We start from the raw sequence: 17,408 nt of genomic DNA on the forward strand, positions 1-17,408 counted from the left end.
ACCCCCGCCGCAGGTACGGGACACAGGGCGCACAGGCATGCGGCGAGGTACGGAAGCGCGAACCGGCCCGCCGCTCAAGGACCAGGCCGCGTGAGCCGGACCCGTCGCCCACGGAACCTCCGACGGGAAGCCGCTCAGCGGTACGTGAGGGCGTTCACCAACTGGCTGCACACACTCCAGTCGGCGGACGCGGCCGGCGGGCGGTCGCGGAGGATGTCCCGGGCTCGGACCTCGCCCCAACTGGTCGCGTACCAGGGTGCGTCGTCCCTGCCCAGGTCGTCGGCGATCGATCTCAGCACGCAGGAACGCATCGGCTCCTTGAGCTTGTCCAGGGCGGGTACGGCGTCGGCCGACAGATCGCGGGCGTACAGGAGGTCGAACTTGCCCGTGTCCTCGTACCGCTGGACGTTGCGCTCGGCGATCAGACTGTCGGGCGACATCAGCCCGAAGGCGAGCACACCGGCTGCCGCACTGGCCGCGACGGCGCGGGGCAGCCAGCGGGCTCCCCACACACCGGCCGCCATGATGAGCACGATGACCAGGCCCAGCCAGAGCTCCCCGGCCACCACCGACACTCTCAGTCGTGTCAGCCCATAGGCCTCCACATACATGTCCATACGTCGCACAGCGGATGCCACGACAACGAGCGCCAGGCCGCACAGAGTTCCCAGCACACCCCGCACCAGCTTGTGGTCGCTCGCGTCGTCCCGCGGCGCCCAGCGCAACGCGAACACCACGACGAGCAGGGTCAGCAGCGTGACGACCAGCAACTGCCAGAAGCCCTGACGCGCGTACTCGGCGTAGGTCTGGCCGGTCTTCTTCAGTACGGCGTCGTAACCGCCGAAGAGGACAGCGAGCTGAACGGCGTTGAAGGCCGCGAAGAGCACGGTGAGCACGATGAGCGGCAGGGCCCACTCGACGCGGTTGCGAGGGCGTCCCGCGGGCACCACCACCCGGTCCCACCGCACCGGCGCGGCTGCCGTGTGGGCCACGGCCAGCGCTCCGACCAGGCCGAACAGCAGAAGCACCACGCGCCAGGGTCCACCGGCGACAGAGGCGTCCGGTACCAGGTCGCCGAGCAGGTTGGCGAAGGCGGCGTCGGCCCCGGCGAACAGCGCCCCGAAGACCAGCAGCAGGACCGCGCTCACCACGAACGCGCGCAGCCCGACGCCCACACTGCGACGGGCACCGCCGAATCGTTCCCGCAGCCCACGCCAGCCCCAGGCGGGGCCAGTGACCAAGGAGTTGAACACGCCGATGGGGCCCAGCAGAACGGCGGGCCAGGTGCGTCCGCCGTTCAGCGCGAGCGAACCGAGCGCGATCGCCGTCACGACAGCGAGGAACGACGGCCAGTCCGCGTCCCGCAGAGCGGGCACGATCAGCAGGCCGATGCCGCCGATGCCCCAGACCAGGCTCCACGCGCGCGTGGAGCGTCCCGCGGCCCGGCCCGAGAAGTACGCGGCGAACGCTGCGGGGATCGCGACCAGCAGGAGGTTGAGCGCCAGACCGCCGTCGAGGAGCAGCATGCTCAGTACTCCGGTCGCGATCACGGCCCACAGCGTGGGCGTACGCACCGGGGCGGGCGACGTGAACTGAATCCCGGCCGACCATGGACCGGGGGTGGCCGGCGGATGCGCCCCGCCGACGCCTCCATGAAGCGATCGGACCGTCTGCCCCTGGGGCTTCACGCCTCCGCCGGCCCTTCCCGCCCCCTCGGCACGCGGCTTCACGCCTCCGTCTGCGGCCCGGGCGGCCGCTTCCGCGGGCTGTTCGCCTCGGACTGTCCCTCGGACGCCGCGCCCCCCGGGTCCGTCCTCTCCGACGATCCCTCGGGCGGACGGCCCCGCGGGTTCCTCGTCGACGTCTTCGTCGGTCTCCGCGCCGGGTCGGCCCCCGGGCGCTTCCGCGCCCTCACGCTCTGCCGCGTCCCCGCATGCTTCCGCGCCCCCGCGCTCGTCCTCGCCTCCCGGTTCGGCGGCCTTTGCCGTGGCGTCGGATTCGGAGCCTGGCTGCCTCGTGGATCCAGAAGGCACCGGATCCGTGGAATCCTCCGGCTCCAGTCCCTCCGGAAGCCGCTTCCCGGCTTCCGGAACCTCCTTGCTCGTCTCCGGGCTCTTCCGTTGCGCCGATGCCTCGTCTCCGGGCTCTGGCGTGGACCGTATGTCGGACAAGGGATCCCCTCCCAGCCGGTCACCGGGCAGCCCACAACGCGCCGCTGCGGCGCGGGGGCTGCCGACCGGTGTGTCGTCGGCACACGCCCGCCATGATCAACGGGCGGCGTGGCGCACAGGGTATCCACGGGAAATTCGGCTCACGATGGGGCTGCGAGGCTGTAGCAAGCCTGTGACACGCCCCGCCCTCCCCCGCGAGACGACCGCCGTTATGGCCTCACGAGGCCTTCCTGAAGCCGGCCCGAGACCACGCCCGAGACCAGGACCGAAACGCCCCGCCCGCGGCTCAGCGGCCGGGGAACCCCTCTGCCGTGCGCGCTACGCGTCGCCGGCCGTACGTCCGGACGCCAGTCCCGGCAGCCATCCCGGCAGCGCCTCCGTGGCTTCCAGCCACGCCCCGGGGGGCGCTCCCGCCTTCCCGGAGGCGACCACACCGCCCACGATGGAGCAGGTCGTGTCCACGTCACCGCCTACCTGGGCGGTGACCCAGAACCCCTCTTCGTAGTCACCCAGAGCGCGGGCGGCCGACCAGAGGGAGAAGGGAACGGTGTCGTGAGCCGACGTACGCCGTCCGCAGCCCAGGACTGCGGCCACGGTCGCCGCGTCCCCGTAGTCGAGCATGTCCCGGGCGCGCCGCAGCCCGGCGCCCACGGCGCTGCGCGGTACGAGCGCGATGACACCGTCGAGCAGGGCCTCGGCGCTCGGCGGGCCCGCCGGGTCGGCGGCCAGCGCGGCGGCCGCGGCCACGGCCATGGCGCCGACCACGGCCTCACGGTGCTGGTGCGTGGGATAGGCGGAGATCTCCGCCTGGTGGGTCGCCTGCTCCGGGTCGTCGGCGTACCAGGCGCCCAGAGGGGCGATCCGCATCGCGGCGCCGTTGCCCCAGGAACCCTGTCCCTTGAAGAGGGCCGACGCCAGCTCGCGCCAGTCGCCGCCCTCTCGGATCAGCCGCAGCAGCCGATTGACCGCCGGGCCGTAACCCCGGTCGAAGTCGTGGTGGTCGGCGAAGGAGCGCGCCAGTTCGTCCTGGTCGATGCGGTGGTGCGTGGCCAGAACCGCGACCACTGAACAGGCCATTTCGGTGTCGTCGGTCCACTGCCAGGGGTGGGGCGGCAGCTCTCGGCGCTTCAGCAGCGGGTAGTTCGCGGGCACGAAGAACTGCGAGCCCAGCGCGTCCCCCACCGCGAGTCCGCGCAGGCTGGCGAGGGCGCGCTCGAAGCGCCCGTCGGGAGAGGAGTCAGCGATCATCGCCCTGCCACTCTATCCGGTGGCTCCGTACGATTCAGGATCACGCCACTGCTCGAAGGGACGGTCGATGGTGTATCTGCCGTCCTCCCCCAGAACGAGCATCCTCATCTCTCCGTTCCCCGGATTGGAGAGCGATTCGAACTCGGCGACCGTCCAGTGGAACCAGCGCATGCAGAACAGCCGCATGGCCAGGCCATGCGTCACCAGGAGCACGTTCGGCGGGTGGTCGGGGGCCTCGAAGCTCCGGTACAGGCTCTCCAGGAAGCCGCCGACCCGGTCGTACACATCGGCGCCGGACTCGCCCTGCGCGAACCGGTAGAAGAAGTGCCCGTACGCGTCGCGGTAAGCCTTCTGGAGGCGTACGTCGTCACGGTCCTGCCAGTTGCCCCAGTCCTGCTCCCGCAGTCGCGGCTCCTCGCGCACCCGGACGAGCCCGGGGTCGAGGTGGAAGGCGCGGAAGGTCTGGTGCGTACGGCGGTACGGGGAGACGTAAACGCTTACGCGCTCTCTGCCGAAGATTTCGCGCAGCCGTTTGCCGGTGTCCTCCGCCTGCTGCCACCCCGTCTCGGTGAGCGCCAGAGCGTGGTCGGGCTCGCGTTCGTACACGGTGTCATCGGCATTGCCCACCGACTCGCCGTGCCGGACAAGGACGATGCGCCGTGGTCGTGCCATGCCAAGACCCTAGATCGTGTCGGCGTTGTTCGAGCAGTCGTACGGGCCGCATACGGCGCAGGTCACACCGATCCCGCACATCAGGACCCTCGGCGGGAGGGTGCCGTCAGACGATCCAGCCGGGTTCCAACTGCACGATGTCGCCCGCGAGGGCGGCTATGTCGGCCTCGATCTGGGCGCGCAGCGCCAGCCTCTCCACTCGCTCGGCACGGTACTTGCCGTGCTCGGCGGCCGACCGCCACATGGACAGGACCAGGAACTCGCTGCCGGGAGCCTCGCCGAACATGCCCCGCACCATGCCGGGCGAACCGGCCATCGCGGGGTTCCAGACCTTCTCCTGCATGAGCGCGAAGTGCTCGGCGCGGTCCTCGTGGACACGGCAGTGCGCGACCCGGACCACGTCGGAGTCCGTGAAGCGCGGCTCGAAGCCGGTCTTCACGTCGAAGCGGTAGTCGAACAGCTTGGCCTGGGAGTTCTTGAAGGTGCCCGACTGCGCGGCGGCCAGCCGGTCATGGGACCGGGCCATGAAGGAGTCGTAGAAGGCACGGCTCTCCCAGAAGGCAAAGATGTGCGCGACGCCGGACCGCCCCACACTCCATCCTCCGCCCTGTCCCCGGAATCCCGGCTCCCCCAGAAGCCCCGCCCACTTTCGCTGCCCCCGTTCGAAACCGCGGCGATCGACCACGGTGCAGCGAATCCACTTGACCAGCACCGCGCCATCGTAAGGCCCCGGAACGTGGCGCCGGTCACGCTCCGGGGCAGTGGATCCGGGCGAACGCCCCGAACCGCGTGGCACGATGGGCAACCAGCCCTGCTCTCAGGGGAGTTGGTCCGGTGGCTGTCGGGGAACGGGAAGAGGACATCCGGTGAACGGTCTCAACAAGGGCATCCGCAAAGTCGAGTTGGCGATCAAGTGGGATCCCAGTCCCGTGGGTGAGCCGGCGACCGATCTCGACATCATCGCGGCGACGTATCTGGCGTCCGCCCCGCAGGGAAATCCCGCCTATGTGGTGTATTTCGGCAGCCGCTCGCCGGACGGCACCATCTATCTGAACCGCGACAGCAAGGACGGCAAGGGCTTCGGCTGGGACGAGGTCATGACCCTGGAGCTCGACCGCCTGGACAGCCGTTACGCGCGCGTGGTCGTCGGTGTCCTCATTCAGCAGCGTACCGAGGCGAGGACCTTCGTCGGTGTCCTCAACCCCGGCTTCCGCCTGCGTGAGGGCTACACCGTCCTGACGGAGGGCGACTTCGGCGACGTCCTGGGCGCGACGGCCGCGACCATCGGGGAGTTCGTACGCGACCACTCCGGGGAGTGGACGTTCCACGCGGGCATCCGCGGTTACGACACCGACCCGGCGACCTTCGCCAGGGTCATGGGCAGCCCCCAGGAGGCGTGAGGCGCAGCGGAGATTCTTCGTTCCCGCGCTGCGCCGGCCTTCGGTTTCGGCCTCGTCGACCTCAGGTCTCGTCGGATTCAGGTCGTCGACTTCGGGTCTCGTCGGATTCGGGTCTCGTCGGATTCGGGTCCCGTCGGCGCCTGCTCAGCCGTTCTTCCAGCCCGGCAGCGTCGGCAGCACCGCTTCGGCGACGCGGAACAGAGCCGCGTCGTCGGGCGTCACATCGTCCTGACGCCAGATGACGAGCTCGAACGAACCGCCCCCGTCCTTCGCGTCCCTGGCGACCAGCAGACCGCGGGCTATGCCGCCGGGGCCGGTCTCGCCTTTGCCTGAGCCGAAGCTGAGGGCGATCGTCCGGTCCGAGTAGAGGACCGCAGGGTGGCCCAGGATCTGCCTCGGCTCGGCCGACGGCAGCAGACGGACACCCTGGGTGACGGAAAACCGGTCCTCGGAAGCCGAGAGCCTCACGGAGTAGGTCTTCAGCGTGACGGTCGCTTCAGGGCTGGCGATCTTGGTGCCACCGTCGAGGGTGATCACGCTGTCGCCGCCGTCGGCCGTCTCCGGGTGCTCGTCGGGCGTCCCGAGGAGGGCCGGCAGGTCCGCGCGGTTCAGCGCCTGGCACAGCTTCGCACCGGAGACGTGCTTCGTGGGCCGGGTGGCGTGCTCCTTGGAGCAGGTGGCCGGTTTATCGGCGTTATTCTGCGGAAAGACCCGCGACACTCCCCATATGCCTCCCGTGACGCCCGCGACGAGCACCACCGCCGCGACGGCCTGAGCCCCCGCGCCCATACCCTTTTTCGACCCGGCCTTCTCGTCGGCCATGTCCCCCGCCCTCCCCATCGCGCTCCGTGCGCGCGGAGGGAGACTAGCCGTTGATCGTTTCGCGGGAAACCCGAATTCCGCCGATGCCCTGACCGTCGCACCGCGGCGCGCACGCCCCCGGGACACGCCCCCGCACGCCGGGCCCGCCTCCGGGCACTTCGGCCCCCGCTCGGCCAACGCCAAGGGCGATGCGGTCGAACATCAACCGCACCGCCCTGACCAGCTACTTCACGCCCGTGAGGCGCTCGGTGTCAGCTGCAACCGCTGGTCGAACCGCAACCCTCGCAGATGTAGCAGGACCCGGCCCGCTGCATCTTCGTGCCGCAGGAGAAGCACAGCGGGGCGTCTGCCTGGATGCCCAGCTGCATCTCCACCAGCTCGGCGCTGGTGTGGACCTGCCTCGGGGCGGGCTCGGCCGCGACGGCCTCGACCTTGGGGGCTGCGACGGCCTTCAGCTCCTGCGCGCGGGGCGCGGACTGGGCCAGACCCTCGACGTCGACCTCGTCGTCGGAGGGCTCGTAGGAGCCCGTCTCCAGGTGACGCTGACGCTCCTCGGCGGAGTGGATGCCGAGTGCGGAGCGCGTCTCGAAGGGCAGGAAGTCCAGCGCCAGGCGGCGGAAGATGTAGTCGACGATCGACTGCGCCATCCGCACGTCCGGGTCGTCCGTCATGCCGGCCGGCTCGAAGCGCATGTTGGTGAACTTGGAGACGTACGTCTCCAGGGGCACGCCGTACTGCAGACCGACCGAGACGGCGATCGAGAAGGCGTCCATCATGCCCGCGAGGGTGGAGCCCTGCTTCGACATCTTCAGGAAGACCTCGCCGAGACCGTCGTCCGGGTAGGAGTTGGCGGTCATGTATCCCTCGGCGCCGCCCACCGTGAAGGAGGTGGTGATGCCGGGACGGCCCTTGGGCAGGCGCTTGCGCACCGGGCGGTACTCGACGACCTTCTCGACCGCGGTACGGATGGTGCCCTCGGCCTTCGCCGTGACCTCGACCTTCTCCTTCTCCTTGGTCTTGGCGGAGAGGGGCTGGCCGACCTTGCAGTTGTCGCGGTAGATCGCGAGCGCCTTGACGCCCATCTTCCACGCCTCGAAGTAGACCTCTTCGACGTCCTCGACGGTCGCCGTCTCCGGCAGGTTGACCGTCTTGGAGAGCGCGCCGGAGATCCACGGCTGGATCGCGGCCATCATGCGGACGTGACCCATCGCGGAGATGGAGCGCTCGCCCATGGCGCAGTCGAAGACCTCGTAGTGCTCGTGCTTGAGGCCCGGGGCGTCGACGACATTGCCGTTCTCGGCGATGTGGGCGACGACGGCCTCGATCTGCTCCTCCTGGTAGCCCAGGCGGCGCAGGGCCTGCGGCACGGTGCCGTTGACGATCTGCATCGAGCCGCCGCCGACCAGCTTCTTGAACTTGACCAGCGCGAGGTCGGGCTCAAGACCGGTGGTGTCGCAGGACATCGCGAGACCGATGGTGCCGGTCGGGGCGATGACGGAGGCCTGCGCGTTGCGGAAGCCGTTCTTCTCGCCGAGGCGGACGACGTCCTGCCAGGCCTCCGTGGCGGCGGCCCAGATCGGGGTGTCCAGGTCGTCCACGCGGACGGCCGTGGTGTTGGCGTCGGCGTGCTGCTGCATGACGCGCTGGTGGGGCTGCGCGTTGCGGGCGTAGCCGTCGTACGGGCCGACGACCGCGGCGAGCTCGGCGGAACGCCTGTACGACGTACCCGTCATCAGGGAGGTGATGGCGCCGGCGAGCGCGCGGCCGCCGTCGGAGTCGTACGCGTGGCCGGTCGCCATCAGGAGGGCGCCGAGGTTGGCGTAGCCGATGCCCAGCTGACGGAAGGCGCGGGTGTTCTCGCCGATCTTCTCGGTCGGGAAGTCCGCGAAGCAGATGGAGATGTCCATCGCGGTGATGACCAGCTCGACGACCTTGGCGAAGCGCTCGATCTCGAAGGACTGGCGGCCCTTGCCGTCGTCCTTGAGGAACTTCATCAGGTTCAGCGAGGCGAGGTTGCAGGACGTGTTGTCCAGGTGCATGTACTCGCTGCACGGGTTCGAGCCGTTGATACGGCCGGACTCCGGGCACGTGTGCCACTGATTGATCGTGTCGTCGTACTGGATGCCCGGGTCGGCGCAGGCCCAGGCGGCCTCGGCCATCTTGCGGAAGAGCGACTTGGCGTCGACCTCCTCGATGACCTCGCCGGTCATGCGCGAGGTGAGGCCGAACGTTCCGCCCGACTCCACGGCCTTCATGAACGTGTCGTTCACGCGGACCGAGTTGTTGGCGTTCTGGTACTGGACGGACGTGATGTCGTCGCCGCCCAGGTCCATGTCGAAGCCCGCGTCACGGAGGGCGCGGATCTTCTCCTCCTCCTTGACCTTGGTCTCGATGAAGTCCTCGATGTCGGGGTGGTCGACGTCGAGGATGACCATCTTGGCCGCGCGGCGGGTGGCGCCGCCCGACTTGATCGTTCCTGCGGAGGCGTCGGCACCGCGCATGAAGGAGACGGGACCCGAGGCGTTGCCGCCCGAGGAGAGGAGCTCCTTGGAGGAGCGGATGCGGGAAAGGTTCAGGCCGGCGCCGGAGCCGCCCTTGAAGATCATGCCCTCTTCCTTGTACCAGTCGAGGATCGACTCCATGGAGTCGTCGACGGCCAGGATGAAGCAGGCGGAGACCTGCTGGGGCTGCGGCGTCCCGACGTTGAACCAGACAGGGCTGTTGAAGCTGAAGATCTGGTGCAGGAGGGCGTACGCCAGCTCGTGCTCGAAGATCTCGGCGTCGGCGGGCGAGGCGAAGTACTTGAAGTCCTCGCCGGCCTGCCGGTACGTCTTCACGATGCGGTCGATGAGCTGCTTGAGGCTCACCTCGCGCTGCGGGGTGCCCACAGCGCCGCGGAAGTACTTGCTGGTGACGATGTTGACCGCGTTCACCGACCAGAAGCCGGGGAACTCGACGCCACGCTGCTCGAAGTTGACCGAGCCGTCGCGCCAGTTGGTCATGACGACGTCACGGCGCTCCCACTCCACCTCGTCGTACGGGTGCACGCCGGGGGTGGTGTGAATGCGCTCGATGCGCAGTCCCTTGCTGGCCTTGGCTCCGCTCTTTGCGCGGGAACCTCGTGCCGGACCGCTCGCCGTCTCTGTCATGCCGCCTCCCAGTAACAGCTAAAACGCGCTGAAGTGCCGCGAACTTCCCGTGGCACGGTCTGTGTCTGATGCTGCGGGTGCCGCTGATACGGCCTGACGCAGCAGGTCTGTGGTCGCCGCCCGTGGGCGGGGCCGGACGCCCCGAGGGGTCCGGCCCGCGGTCAGTCGGCGGCGGTGGCGGGCACGGGAACCTCCACGGTTCCTCCGCGCTCGCGATCGGTCTCCTGGCGCACCACGTCCGGGTCGTCGTCGTCCACGGCGGGGCGCTGATCCACCTGCCTGAGTTCCGCGATGGCGGCTTCGAAGTCGTCGAGCGAGTCGAAGGCCCGGTACACGGACGCGAACCTCATGTAGGCCACCAGGTCGAGTTCCTGCAAGGGTCCGAGTATGGCCAGTCCCACGTCGTGGGTGGTCAGCTCGGCGCTTCCGGTGGCTCGCACGGCCTCTTCGACCCGCTGGCCGAGCTGGGCGAGCGCGTCCTCGGTGACGGGCCGCCCCTGACAGGCCTTGCGCACGCCGTTGATGACCTTGATCCGGCTGAAGGGCTCGGTCACACCGGAGCGCTTCACCACCATCAGCGAGCACGTCTCCACGGTCGTGAAACGACGGGAGCAGTCGGGGCACTGGCGGCGCCTGCGGATCGACGTGCCGTCGTCGGTCGTACGGCTGTCGACGACGCGGCTGTCCGGGTGCCTGCAGAAGGGGCAGTGCATGTCTCCGACCCTCCTTCACAGCACGACTCAGGGACCTCGCGGGACCTCACGGGCCCCTCGAAGCAGCCTCAAGCATAGGCGATACCCGAGGGCCTGAAGACCCGGGGGACCACAACTTCTGGGATGCCACCGCAATCCAACCACTAGATGTGGGGATCGACCCATGAAATCGCCCACGGCGCGCGTGTCGTACACGTAAGGGCACGTGCCGCACAGGCATACCCATCCCGGACACCCGGGGATAGCGTGGTCGACGCACGGAAGGGGGCCGGTTCCCGGCCGGTCGGCCATCGGATGGCAGACTGGGCGGCGGCCCAGGTCAGCCGGCACGGCTGCCGCCTTCGGCGGTGAAGGGTACAGCAATGAGCCCTTTTGTCCGCCAGGCACGTCGCCAGCCATACACCCAGACACATGCTCACGTCAGGCAATTCGCGTTTTTTCACTCGAACGTGTGTTTGGCGCAACCTTTCGAAAGCAACTACCGTTGTCCAGCAGGGAGACCATCGAGAGGGGCCGACGTGACCACCACCGCAGACAGCGCCACCATCACCGCCCAGGACCGCTCCCAGGGCCGACTCGAGCCGGTGCATGTGATGAACGAACCCGCGAACCATGAGGGGCCCAAGCGCTCCCTGCCTGGCCGACCTCCAGGCATCCGGGCCGACAGCTCGGGACTGACGGACCGGCAACGCCGGGTGATCGAGGTGATCCGGGACTCCGTGCAGCGGCGCGGCTACCCGCCGTCGATGCGGGAGATCGGGCAGGCCGTCGGCCTTTCCAGCACCTCCTCGGTCGCACATCAGCTGATGGCACTGGAGCGCAAGGGCTTCCTACGGCGGGACCCGCACCGCCCGCGCGCGTACGAGGTGAGGGGCTCCGACCAGTCCTCGGTGCAGCCGACGGACACGGCGGGCAAACCGGCCGCGTCCTATGTGCCGCTCGTCGGCCGTATCGCCGCGGGTGGCCCGATCCTCGCCGAGGAGTCGGTCGAGGACGTTTTCCCTCTTCCACGCCAGTTGGTCGGCGACGGGGAGCTCTTCGTCCTGAAGGTCGTCGGTGACTCGATGATCGAGGCCGCCATCTGCGACGGGGACTGGGTGACGGTCCGCCGCCAGCCGGTCGCCGAGAACGGCGACATCGTCGCCGCGATGCTGGACGGCGAAGCCACGGTGAAGCGCTTCAAGCGCGAGGACGGACACGTGTGGCTGCTGCCGCACAACTCCGCCTACCAGCCGATCCCCGGCGACGAGGCGACCATCCTCGGGAAGGTCGTCGCCGTACTGCGCCGGGTGTGACGCCGCGACGGGCGGTCCACCGCCCCCGCCCCTGACCGGGCCCCGGAACCAACTGCGCCGGTTCCGGGGTCCTGTGCGTTTTCTGGCCGGGGGCCTTGACCGGACTCCACTGGTCCTTCGACCGTGGGGTCCCTGGGTTCCAGACACCTCATAGACCCGGGCCAGGGGCCCCAGCGGCTCCTGGACACACGGTCCAAGGCTCCGTGCGGCTCGTGGGTACGGGGCTGGGGCTCCGTGCGGCTCCCGCCGGGCGCGAGACTCAAGGCTCCGCGTGGCTCCCGGGCACGAGGCTCCACGTGGCTCGTGGGTACGGGGCTGGGGCTCCGTGCGGCTCCCGCCGGGCGCGAGACTCAAGGCTCCGCGTGGCTCCCGGGCACGAGGCTCCACGTGGCTCGTGGGTACGGGCACGGGCTCCGCGTGGCTCCCGGGCACGTGGCTCGTGGGTATGGGGCTCGGGCTCCGTGCGGCTCGTGTGCCAGGTCCAGGGGGCCATGAGCCGGGCCCTTGGGCGCTACGCGTCCTCCGGCTCACTCGCGGGTTCGGCGGCCTGCCCTGCCGTCTCCTCGATCGCCCTCGCCTTCTCGTCGATCGCGGCGAGGGACCTGCGGACCTGGTTCGGGTCCGTGGTGTACCAGAAGTCGGGGAGCGAGGCCTTCAGATAGCTGCCGTAGCGAGCCGTGGCCAGACGCTGGTCCAGTACCGCCACCACACCTCGGTCCCCGGAAGCCCGTACGAGGCGGCCGGCGCCCTGGGCCATGAGGAGTGCGGCGTGGGTGGCGGCGACGGCCATGAAGCCATTGCCTCCGTTGTCCTCGACCGCCTTCTGGCGCGCGCTCATGAGCGGGTCGTCGGGGCGGGGGAAGGGGATCTTGTCCATGACCACCAGCTGACAGCTGGGGCCCGGCACATCCACGCCCTGCCAGAGCGAGAGCGTGCCGAAGAGGCAGGTCTTCGGGTCGGCCGCGAAGTTCTTGATCAGCTCGCCGAGCGTCTCCTCGCCCTGCAGCAGGATCGGGTACTCGGGGATGCGGGTCCGCAGCTCCTCCGCCGCGAGCTGGGCCGCGCGCATCGAGGAGAACAGGCCGAGCGTACGACCGCCGGCAGCCTGGATCAGCTCGGTGAGCTCGTCGAGCATGTCACCGCGGTCGGCGTCCCTCGCGGGGCGCGACAGGTGCTTGGCGACGTAGAGAATGCCCTGCCTGGGATAGTCGAAGGGCGAGCCGACGTCGACGCCCTTCCACTGGGGAAGGTCCTCGCCCTCCGTGCCTTCCGGGGCGAGCCCCATCGAAGCTCCCACGCCGTTGAAGTCGCCGCCGAGCTTGAGGGTCGCCGACGTCAGGACAACGGAGCGGTCGGCGAAGAGCTTCTCCCTGAGGAGCCCGGACACGTTCATCGGAGCCACCCGGAGCGAGGCTCCGAAGCGGTCGTGACGCTCGTACCAGACGACATCCCATTCCGAGCCGTTCGCGATGCGCTCCGCCACGGCGTGCACGGCTTCGACGGACGCCAGGGCCTGCTTCCGTACGGCGTCCTCGTCCTGGACGGACTTGTCGCGGGTGGCCCCGATGGCGGAGATCACCGTGCGGGCGGCGTCGCGCAGCGCCATCAGCGCGTACCCGAGGTCCTCCGGGATCTCCTCCAGGCGTCCCGGCAGCGCGAGCTCCATCAGGCGTTCGAAACCCTCGGCGGCGCTCTGGAGCTGGTCGGCGGCCTTCTCGTTGACGAGCTTCGCGGCGCGGCGCACCGCTCGGTTGACCTGTCCGGGCGTGAGCTCGCCGGTCGCGACGCCGGTGACCCTGGAGACCAGCTCGTGGGCCTCGTCGACGATCAGCACCTCGTGCTGCGGGAGGACCGGCGCGCCCTCGATGGCGTCGATCGCGAGCAGCGCGTGATTGGTCACGACCACCTCGGCGAGTTTGGCCCGCTCGCGGGCCATCTCGGCGAAGCACTCCGCTCCGTAGGCGCATTTGGTGGCGCCGAGACACTCCCGGGACGACACCGAAATCTGGCCCCAGGCCCGGTCGGAGACACCGGGTGTGAGGTCGTCGCGGTCACCGGTCTCGGTCTCGTCCGACCAGTCGCGCAGCCGCATCAGGTCCTGGCCCAGCTTGCTGGTGGGCGCGGCCGCCTCGAACTGGTCGAAGAGGCCCTCCTCCTCGTCCTGCGGCACGCCCTCGTGCAGGCGGTGCAGGCACAGGTAGTTCGACCGGCCCTTGAGCATCGCGAATTCGGGGCGGCGGCGCAGCAGCGGGTGCAGCGCGTCGACGGTGCGCGGCAGGTCCCGCTCCACGAGCTGCCGCTGGAGCGCCAGGGTCGCGGTCGCCACGACCACCCGCTCGCCGTGCGCGAGCGCGGGCACCAGATAGCCGAGCGACTTTCCGGTACCGGTGCCCGCCTGGACCAGCAGGTGGGAACTGTCGTCGATGGCACCGGCGACGGCTTCGGCCATCGTCACCTGGCCAGGGCGCTCCGTACCGCCGACGGCAGTGACGGCAGCATGCAGGAGTTCAGGGAGTGAGGGCTTCGTCATAGCGCTGCCAGCCTACGGGGCGCCACTGACAACCGAGCGATCAAGGCCGGAACCGAAGACGTGATCAAGCCGAGCGCGGGCCGGGGGATCACGGCTGGTGAAGGGGGTTCGGGAGGGTGCCGTGGACGACGGCGTGCGGGCGTGCCGGACGGTCGCGGTAGCCGTCCAGATGCGGCCGGCTGCGGTTCAGGCACAGCCGCTCGATACGGGGAGTGAGCAGGTCGAACATCTCGTGACGGTCCTTGAGCTCGGGGAAGCGGGTCTGGTGGCGGATGATCTCCCCTCGTACGAGGGACCAGAATTCATCCTCGGGAACGCCCAGCTGTTCCTCGCAGAGCAGACGGCGGCTCGCCCGCTCCCTGTGCTCTGCGGGCAGTTCGGGCAGGTCGTACAGGGTGGGCGTCTCCCGGGCGGCGGGGGTGGCGGGGGGCGGATGGATTCGACACGGGGACTCCTCGACGGGGAACCGGATCGGGGCGAGCAGTGAACCAGGAGTGACGGCTCTACAACAGATCGCGCAGGGCCCGGTCCCGGATCATGAGGGCCGCCCGCTTGTCCGGCAGGTCGACCTCGGCGGAGAACCGGAAGCCGGCGCTCAGAAAGGCGGACACCGAGGGGGTGTTGCGAAGATCGGGTTCCGCGATGACACGGGCGCACGAAGGACGCTTGTCCAGGACATGGTCGGCGACGGCTCTGAGCAGGGTGGAGCCGAGCCCCCGTCCACGGTCGGCGACACCGCCGATGAGCAGGTGGATTCCGGTGTCGTGGGGCCGGGCGGGGTAGTGGCGGGCCAAAGGGTCGAGATCCGCGCGGTAGATCTCCCAGTAGCTCATCGGAATACCGTCCAGCGCCCCGAGGCACGGAACACTGCGTCCGTCACCGTCCAGCTGCCGGAGCAGATGGTCCTCGACCACGGACTCGGGTCCCGCCAGTTCCCAGAACGCCGCGACGGCGGGGTCGTTCATCCAGCGGTGGATGAACGGGAGGTCCCGCTCGGCACGCACGGGGACGAGGTGGAGGACGCCCGCGGGTGTCTTGGCCGGCCCCCAGCCGCCGACACGGTCGAGCAGATCGTCCCCATCCGGAATCCCATCCGCAATCCCGCCCGGAATCCCGGCCGAATTCCCGTCCCGGGATCCGGTGTCCCCGGCGAACAAGGCGATCAGTTCGTCGGGGAGGCGCAGGTCGAGCGTGTCCTCGCAGTCCGTGCCGGCACCGGGGTCGGAGCCGGTGCCCGCGCGGGATCCGGGGCCGGATCCGGGATCGAGTCGGGCGGCGCGGGCGGTGCCGGCGTCGGTGCTCGCATCGGTGGGAGGCACGACGACGCTCCTCTCAGGAGACGGGGGTGGGGGTGGGGGTGGGGGTGGGGCATGTTCCTCAGGAATGAAGGGGGTTGGAGATGGTGACGTAGACGGACTGGGAGTCGACGGGACCGACGAGTTCGTCGAGGCCGTGCAGCCGGGTGAGCAGGTTGGCCTTGCAGCGCAGGACGGGTGAGTCGAGCAGGAGGGCGGGCAGCGGCGTCCGCAGTCGGGCGGGACCGGTGGCGACACCGGTGAGGAAGCGCCGGAACGCGGCGAGCAACAGCCTCTCGTCGGCGAGTCGTTGGGAGCCGAACGCTCCGACGAGGCCGAGCACGTTGTTGATGGCGAGGTAGTAGGCGAAGCGTTCGTCGGTGACCTCGTCGGAGACGAAGGTGTCGCTGTGCGCCCCGATGCCGGGCAGCCGGGCGTCGAGTTCGGCGCGCCGTGACTCGCGGAAGTAGTACCCCTGGTTGTCGCGGTAGCGGCCGCCCGTGGGCCAGCCTTCCGCGTCGAGCAGGAGCAGGGTGTTCTGCTGGTGCGCCTCCAGAGCGATGCCCGCCTCGCTGTCCAGCCAGAGCACGGGGCGTACGACCTGTTCGAGATAGCGCAGGAACCACTCGGTGGCGACGGCGCCGCGCGCGCGGCCGGTACGGCCGGCGAGCCCGGTGACGATCTCGGTGAGCCGGGACCGCATGAAGGGGCCGCGCTCCGCCGGGTTGTGCGTGCCGAGCCGCGCGTACGGCCGGGGCGAGACCAGCCCCGCGACGCAGCCGACGTCGTCCGTCGGCCCGAACGGGTTGTGGCGGATCATCACGTCGAGCCCGGGAAGCGGTTCGCCGTCCTGGCCGTCCACGGCGAGCCAGGACGGGTCGCGGACGATGTCGAAGCCGGGATGGACGGCCTGCCACTGCTTGAACAGGCCGCCGCGCAACAGGCGGTGGACTTCCACGCCACGATGGAGCTCTTTGCGGAGGTTCTCACGACGGGAGTTGGTGATGCGCAGGCCCAGCGAGAGCTTCAGCATCGCTGGGGCGCCTGAGCGGTAGACGGTGCGGACGGAGGAGGTGGGGTGCCACGGCGTGCCGTGCGGACCGAGGTCCTGGAGCAGCCCGGCATCCAGCAGGGCCGCGGTCTCCCGGCGGTGCTGGATCTCACGCATCTGCCAGGGGTGCAGCGGCAAAGCGGCGGCGTACCCGTCGGGGAGCGCCAGGCCGGGCCCGGCCAGCCGCATGGTCAGCTGCTCCGCCGGTACGGCGCGGCCGCGCTCCGTCCATGCCGAGTCGGACGCCAGCACCGAGGGGGCGACCGCCATCCAGTGCAGAGGGAAGGCGCCGCGCAACTCCGGGGAGTAGAGCCTGCCTTCCGCGTCGGAGAGGCCGTCGCGTCCCTTCGGTGTCGGGTGCAGCGGGTGACCGAGGAGAAGTGCCTGCTCGGCGGCGAGGAAGAGGTCGGGGGTGTCGGCGGGGTGCTCCCTGCGGTCCCTGATGAACACCGCGGTGCGCCGAACCGAGTCGGCGACGCGGCCGACCAGGTCGGCTCCTTCGCCGGCCGGGCTGTCCGAGTGCCGGGGACCGTGGGCGCCCGGTACGACGACCGCCCGCTCGTCGATGGGGGCCGGGCAGGTCGTGTCCGCGGTCGGTGTCCCGGCGGCCGTCTGCTGTGCGAAGAGGGCAGCCACGGTCACCGCGTCGACGGCCGGTGCCTGGTCGGGCGTGTCCGCGAGAAGGGGAAAGCCGAAGCGGTGCCAGCCGGAGGGGGACCAGTGGCGGACGGGAACGAGCAGGGTCGCGCCGCTGGCCGCCAGGGTGATGCGAAGGGTGCCGTCTTCGGGGGCGGGCAGGTTGTTCTCCCGGACCCAGCAGCGCAGCAGGTTCTCGACCGCCGCGGCCTGTGCCGCCGTCCGGGTGTCGGGGTGATCCAACAGGTCGAGCAGGTCGACAGTGGCCCCGCGTGACCGTTCGGGTGCCGGCGACGCCTCCTTCTGCCGGGGAACGGACTCCGATCCGGACAGGCGCGGGGTCGGTGATCCGACGGCCGTTCGCTCGTACGGGGAGGGGGAGCTGTCGGGTGCGGGGGTGGCGTTCACGAGAATTCCTTGCGGGTC

12 protein-coding genes and 1 pseudogene are annotated in these 17,408 nt (G+C 70.0%); 2 read left to right on the forward strand and 11 right to left on the reverse strand.

The annotated features are described in order from the left end of the window. Positions 1-134: 134 nt before the first annotated feature. The 4 genes from N4G66_RS36080 to N4G66_RS36095 all read right to left on the reverse strand — a co-directional run bounded on the left by N4G66_RS36080 (position 135) and on the right by N4G66_RS36095 (position 4,803). Complete coding sequence (locus N4G66_RS36080) at positions 135-1,598, reverse strand: DUF4153 domain-containing protein (RefSeq protein ID WP_261708582.1); 1,464 nt, start codon at positions 1,596-1,598, stop codon at positions 135-137. An 891-nt stretch (positions 1,599-2,489) separates the two neighbouring features. Next, entirely contained in the window at positions 2,490-3,419 is a 930-nt protein-coding gene (locus N4G66_RS36085; protein ID WP_261708528.1) for an ADP-ribosylglycohydrolase family protein, read from the reverse strand. A 12-nt stretch (positions 3,420-3,431) separates the two neighbouring features. Further along, a complete protein-coding gene (locus N4G66_RS36090) occupies positions 3,432-4,091 on the reverse strand; it encodes a histidine phosphatase family protein (protein WP_261708529.1) in 660 nt (219 codons plus the stop codon). Between the two features lie 106 nt (positions 4,092-4,197). After that, positions 4,198-4,803 carry a YdbC family protein gene (locus tag N4G66_RS36095; protein ID WP_261708530.1) on the reverse strand — a complete coding sequence of 202 codons (606 nt, stop codon included), beginning with the start codon at positions 4,801-4,803 and terminating at the stop codon, positions 4,198-4,200. A 154-nt stretch (positions 4,804-4,957) separates the two neighbouring features. Between N4G66_RS36095 and N4G66_RS36100 the strand changes: the two genes are divergently transcribed. After that, positions 4,958-5,491 (forward strand): TerD family protein, encoded by a 534-nt coding sequence (locus tag N4G66_RS36100; RefSeq protein WP_261708531.1) that lies wholly within the window; start codon positions 4,958-4,960, stop codon positions 5,489-5,491. A gap of 144 nt (positions 5,492-5,635) precedes the next feature. Here N4G66_RS36100 and N4G66_RS36105 read toward each other — a convergent pair whose 3' ends face one another. The 3 genes from N4G66_RS36105 to nrdR all read right to left on the reverse strand — a co-directional run bounded on the left by N4G66_RS36105 (position 5,636) and on the right by nrdR (position 10,175). Further along, positions 5,636-6,313, reverse strand: coding sequence for a DUF6215 domain-containing protein (locus N4G66_RS36105; RefSeq protein WP_261708532.1), 678 nt, complete (start codon positions 6,311-6,313; stop codon positions 5,636-5,638). Between the two features lie 251 nt (positions 6,314-6,564). Then, a complete protein-coding gene (locus N4G66_RS36110) occupies positions 6,565-9,462 on the reverse strand; it encodes a vitamin B12-dependent ribonucleotide reductase (RefSeq protein ID WP_261708533.1) in 2,898 nt (965 codons plus the stop codon). A gap of 161 nt (positions 9,463-9,623) precedes the next feature. Further along, positions 9,624-10,175, reverse strand: coding sequence for a transcriptional regulator NrdR (nrdR, locus tag N4G66_RS36115; protein ID WP_261708534.1), 552 nt, complete (start codon positions 10,173-10,175; stop codon positions 9,624-9,626). Positions 10,176-10,693: 518 nt separating this feature from the next. On the opposite strand from nrdR, the gene lexA reads away from it, so the two are divergent. After that, positions 10,694-11,470 (forward strand): transcriptional repressor LexA, encoded by a 777-nt coding sequence (gene lexA, locus N4G66_RS36120; RefSeq protein WP_261708535.1) that lies wholly within the window; start codon positions 10,694-10,696, stop codon positions 11,468-11,470. Positions 11,471-11,981: 511 nt separating this feature from the next. Here the strand turns inward: lexA and N4G66_RS36125 are convergent. The 4 genes and pseudogenes from N4G66_RS36125 to N4G66_RS36140 all read right to left on the reverse strand — a co-directional run bounded on the left by N4G66_RS36125 (position 11,982) and on the right by N4G66_RS36140 (position 17,390). After that, on the reverse strand, positions 11,982-14,000 hold the full coding sequence (locus N4G66_RS36125) for an ATP-dependent DNA helicase (RefSeq protein WP_261708536.1): 2,019 nt from the start codon (positions 13,998-14,000) through the stop codon (positions 11,982-11,984). An 88-nt stretch (positions 14,001-14,088) separates the two neighbouring features. Beyond that, positions 14,089-14,337, reverse strand: a pseudogene (locus N4G66_RS36130) (IucA/IucC family C-terminal-domain containing protein); the annotation flags it as partial. Between the two features lie 166 nt (positions 14,338-14,503). Further along, a complete protein-coding gene (locus tag N4G66_RS36135) occupies positions 14,504-15,319 on the reverse strand; it encodes a GNAT family N-acetyltransferase (protein ID WP_261708537.1) in 816 nt (271 codons plus the stop codon). Between the two features lie 58 nt (positions 15,320-15,377). Then, positions 15,378-17,390, reverse strand: coding sequence for an IucA/IucC family protein (locus N4G66_RS36140; protein ID WP_261708538.1), 2,013 nt, complete (start codon positions 17,388-17,390; stop codon positions 15,378-15,380). Positions 17,391-17,408: the final 18 nt, after the last annotated feature.

Origin of the sequence: Streptomyces rhizosphaerihabitans, from assembly GCF_025399795.1 — a bacterium.
GTDB lineage: Bacteria > Actinomycetota > Actinomycetes > Streptomycetales > Streptomycetaceae > Streptomyces > Streptomyces rhizosphaerihabitans.

What these genes read in the sequence shown, in the direction of transcription:
- N4G66_RS36085 (WP_261708528.1), bottom strand. Translation starts at nt 3,419, where the DNA reads ATGATCGCTGACTCCTCTCCCGACGGGCGCTTCGAGCGCGCCCTCGCC.
- N4G66_RS36090 (WP_261708529.1), bottom strand. Translation starts at nt 4,091, where the DNA reads ATGGCACGACCACGGCGCATCGTCCTTGTCCGGCACGGCGAGTCGGTG.
- N4G66_RS36105 (WP_261708532.1), bottom strand. Translation starts at nt 6,313, where the DNA reads ATGGCCGACGAGAAGGCCGGGTCGAAAAAGGGTATGGGCGCGGGGGCT.
- N4G66_RS36110 (WP_261708533.1), bottom strand. Translation starts at nt 9,462, where the DNA reads ATGACAGAGACGGCGAGCGGTCCGGCACGAGGTTCCCGCGCAAAGAGC.
- nrdR (WP_261708534.1), bottom strand. Translation starts at nt 10,175, where the DNA reads ATGCACTGCCCCTTCTGCAGGCACCCGGACAGCCGCGTCGTCGACAGC.
- N4G66_RS36125 (WP_261708536.1), bottom strand. Translation starts at nt 14,000, where the DNA reads ATGACGAAGCCCTCACTCCCTGAACTCCTGCATGCTGCCGTCACTGCC.